Below are 2999 nucleotides of genomic sequence, written 5' to 3'. Positions count from 1 at the left end.
GCTTGCCCTCTTCCTCGGCCTGTGTCGTCTCGGCGCGATACTTGTTGGCGTTAACACTCGCTACCGCTCATCGGAAGTCGAATACATCCTGCGGAAATCCGGCGCCAGGATGCTGGTCATGCAAACCGGGTTCAGACAGATCGACTTTGCCGCCATTCTTTCAGCGATAGATGCCGACACTGTCCCGGGCTTGGAGTCAATCGTTGTCGTGGCTGCCGAGGCGGAAACGCACGGACAGGTGCTGCGCGGGAGAAGTTCCGTATCGTGGGAGCAGCTGCTGTCAGCGGGCGGCAGCGTTGCGAACGCCGCCCAACCGGACGATCCTTGCGTCCTCTTCATCACCTCGGGCACCACGCGCGGCCCGAAGCTCATCGTTCACCGTCAAGGCTCGATTGTCAAGCACGCTCGCGATGTTGCACTCGCCTGCCGGTTTGCAGAACCGGAGGCCAAGTTACTGGCGGCACTCCCGTTCTGCGGCGTCTTTGGTTTCTGCAGCGCGATGGCCGCATTGGCGGCGGGCGTGTCCATCCATCTGCTGGAGCCTTTCATTGCCGAAGAGGCTGCTCGCGTGGTGCGTGACGAACGGATTACGCATTGCTTTGGAAGCGATGAGATGTTTTCCCGTATGCTGGGCGCAGCAGGCAACGCAGACGCACCTTACCCGAGCGCTCGCGTGTTCGGCTTCGCGGCGTTTCATTCGGGCGCCCTGGAGGTCGCGAGAAGTGCCTGGATGCGCGGCGTGCCCATGCTCGGTCTCTATGGCTCAAGCGAAGTTCAGGCGCTTTTCGCGTTACAGGACCCGGCGCTGCCTCAGGATGAGCGCATCGTCGGCGGCGGGAGACCGGTCGGCGGCGCGCTCGCAGCAGTGCGTGTGCGAGACCTCGAAACCGGCGAGCTTGCTCCGCCCGGACGCAGCGGAGAACTGGAGATGACCGGGCCCGGCCTCTTCTCGGGCTATTTCAATGACCCGCGAGCGACGGCAGATGCCATGACCGCCGATGGCTTCTTCCGCACCGGCGATCTTGGCCGGCTGAGAAGTGATGGGAGCTTCGTCTACGAGGCCCGCATCGGCGACGCACTGCGTCTCGGCGGCTATCTCGTGGGTCCGGGCGAGATCGAGGACGTGATCAAGGAGATGCCGGGAATCGCCGATGCACAGGTTGTGGGTGTCGAGATCGAAGGAGCAGCCCGCCCGGCTGCATTCGTCATCGCGACGGCCGGCCGCAATGTCGAACCGCATGCCGTCACAGAACACTGCACGGCCCGTCTTGCGAGATTCAAAATACCGGCCCGCGTGTGGCAGCTCGATGCATTCCCGACCGTAGCGAGCCCGAACGGGACCAAGATTCAACGCGCGCAACTGAGACAACACGCGCTTGATCTGCTGCGACGCGAGAGCGCGCATGGCTGAGTCATTTCACTGCCATGGTAGCTCCTGAACGCGACGCGTCGGTTGCGGCTTCGACTACAGCTACAACGCCTTTGACGCGGTCGATGATCAGGCGCACAGCATTGTGGCGGCCGAGCTGACCAACAATGCCGCCGATCGGGGGCTTGGCGCCCGGCCATATCTTTCGCAGCTTCGGACGCACCATCACCGAAGCGGACCTCGTCAATTTCGTCAACGCCACCGGCTTTACCGAAGTCCTGTTCTGCGACACGGAGTATCTCAAGACGGGCTCGGCAATCAAGGGCCGTGTCGTGCCGGCCGTGATGGTGTACGCATCGGGCGAGGGGCTGGTGGTGCCGTTCGTGCAGGGCACGGGGAAGAACTGGCAGGAGGACAGCCGCTATCCTCAACGTGGACCCGTGGATCTACTGCAACTCGGCGAATCAGATGGCTGCTCCTCGCGGAGCGTGCTCCAGGCCACTCATCTATCGGTCGAGCTCGCGGCTGAGACATCGCGCCTCGGAAGCACCCACTGCTGCGAGTTCCCTCTATTACGCTCGCATCCATCGTATACGAGCCCAAGGCGCTTCAGGGAGTTGGAAAAGTCGCCCGCAACGTCCGGCAACCAGCAGGAGCGTCCAAATCCTTACATCAGCGTTATTTCGAATTGCTATCGGACTCGAGCATGCTCCTCGGATGCGCGGCCGACGCTGCCTCGATGCTGAAGAAAGGTGCGGTCCCGAGAGTTTGCGTGCGATGCATCACCCGCCGCGCGCTCGCGTCGAAGCTGTTGCGATGATGGATGGCGCAGCGGTTGTCCCAGACGATGGTATCGCCGACCTTCCAGTCGTGATGCCACGCCGGTTGTGCGCTCGTATGCGCCCATAGTGCATCCAGCAGCACATCGGATTCGGCCGCCGGCAGGCCGTCGATATAGGAATCGCGCCTGCGGCCGAGATAGAGCGCATTGCGGCCGGTGTCCGGATGGGTGCGTATGATCGGATGGCTGGTCGATATCGAGTGCCGCCGCCTGACGCCCGCGCTGTTGCGGCCTCCGTCGTGATAGATCGTGCGGCCCCGGATCTGCGAAAGCAGGTCTGCAGGCAGTGTTTCGAGCGCACGATACATATTGATAAAGCCGGTCTCTCCGCCGCCGCTCGTCGGCACCTCGAGCGACGTCAGAATGCTCGCGCTCGGGGGAACAGGGATGTTGGACATGTCGGTGTGCCAGATCGCCTCGTCGTTGCCGAGTGCCCCCAGCGAGACGCCGTTCTCGATCACGTTGGAGATGATGCTGACGTAGGGATCCGGGCGCTGCGCCTGTTGGGAAACCGAGGTGGGCGGCGAGGGCTCGAGCGCGCCGAAATAGCGGCCGACTCGAAGGAGATCGTCGTCCGTCAGGACGCAGCCGCGGAAGAGCACGACCAGGTGATCGAGCCAGGCTTGGCACACCTCGGCGATGGCTTCGGCGTCCAGCGACCTCACGTCGCCGCATTCGATCTCCGCGCCGATCGCGCCTTGGATCGGCGTGACCACAATCCTGGAGTAACGGTTGAATCTGGCGGGATCGTAGGCGCTGCGCTGCACTGTTGCGGTCATGTCAGGCTCC

At 63.1% G+C, this 2999-nt stretch carries 3 protein-coding genes; 1 reads left to right on the top strand and 2 read right to left on the bottom strand.

Annotation, left to right across the window (positions count from 1 at the left end; translation table 11 throughout):
* Positions 1-1411: AMP-binding protein (locus tag GEV05_30940; protein MPZ47694.1), on the top strand; the 1411-nt coding region annotated here is incomplete at its 5' end.
* A 1-nt stretch (position 1412) separates the two neighbouring features.
* On the opposite strand, the gene GEV05_30935 is transcribed toward GEV05_30940, so the two are convergent.
* Both GEV05_30935 and GEV05_30930 read right to left on the bottom strand, forming a co-directional pair.
* Complete coding sequence (locus tag GEV05_30935) at positions 1413-1673, bottom strand: hypothetical protein (protein MPZ47693.1); 261 nt, start codon at positions 1671-1673, stop codon at positions 1413-1415.
* A gap of 374 nt (positions 1674-2047) precedes the next feature.
* Positions 2048-2989, bottom strand: a complete 942-nt coding sequence (locus GEV05_30930) for a TauD/TfdA family dioxygenase (GenBank protein MPZ47692.1) — start codon at positions 2987-2989, stop codon at positions 2048-2050.
* Positions 2990-2999: the final 10 nt, after the last annotated feature.

The sequence above is a fragment of the Betaproteobacteria bacterium genome (genome assembly GCA_009377585.1).
Classification (GTDB): domain Bacteria; phylum Pseudomonadota; class Gammaproteobacteria; order Burkholderiales; family WYBJ01; genus WYBJ01.
This window is presented reverse-complemented; position numbering and strand designations above follow the sequence as displayed.

What these genes read in the sequence shown, in the direction of transcription:
- GEV05_30930 (MPZ47692.1), bottom strand. Translation starts at nt 2,989, where the DNA reads ATGACCGCAACAGTGCAGCGCAGCGCCTACGATCCCGCCAGATTCAAC.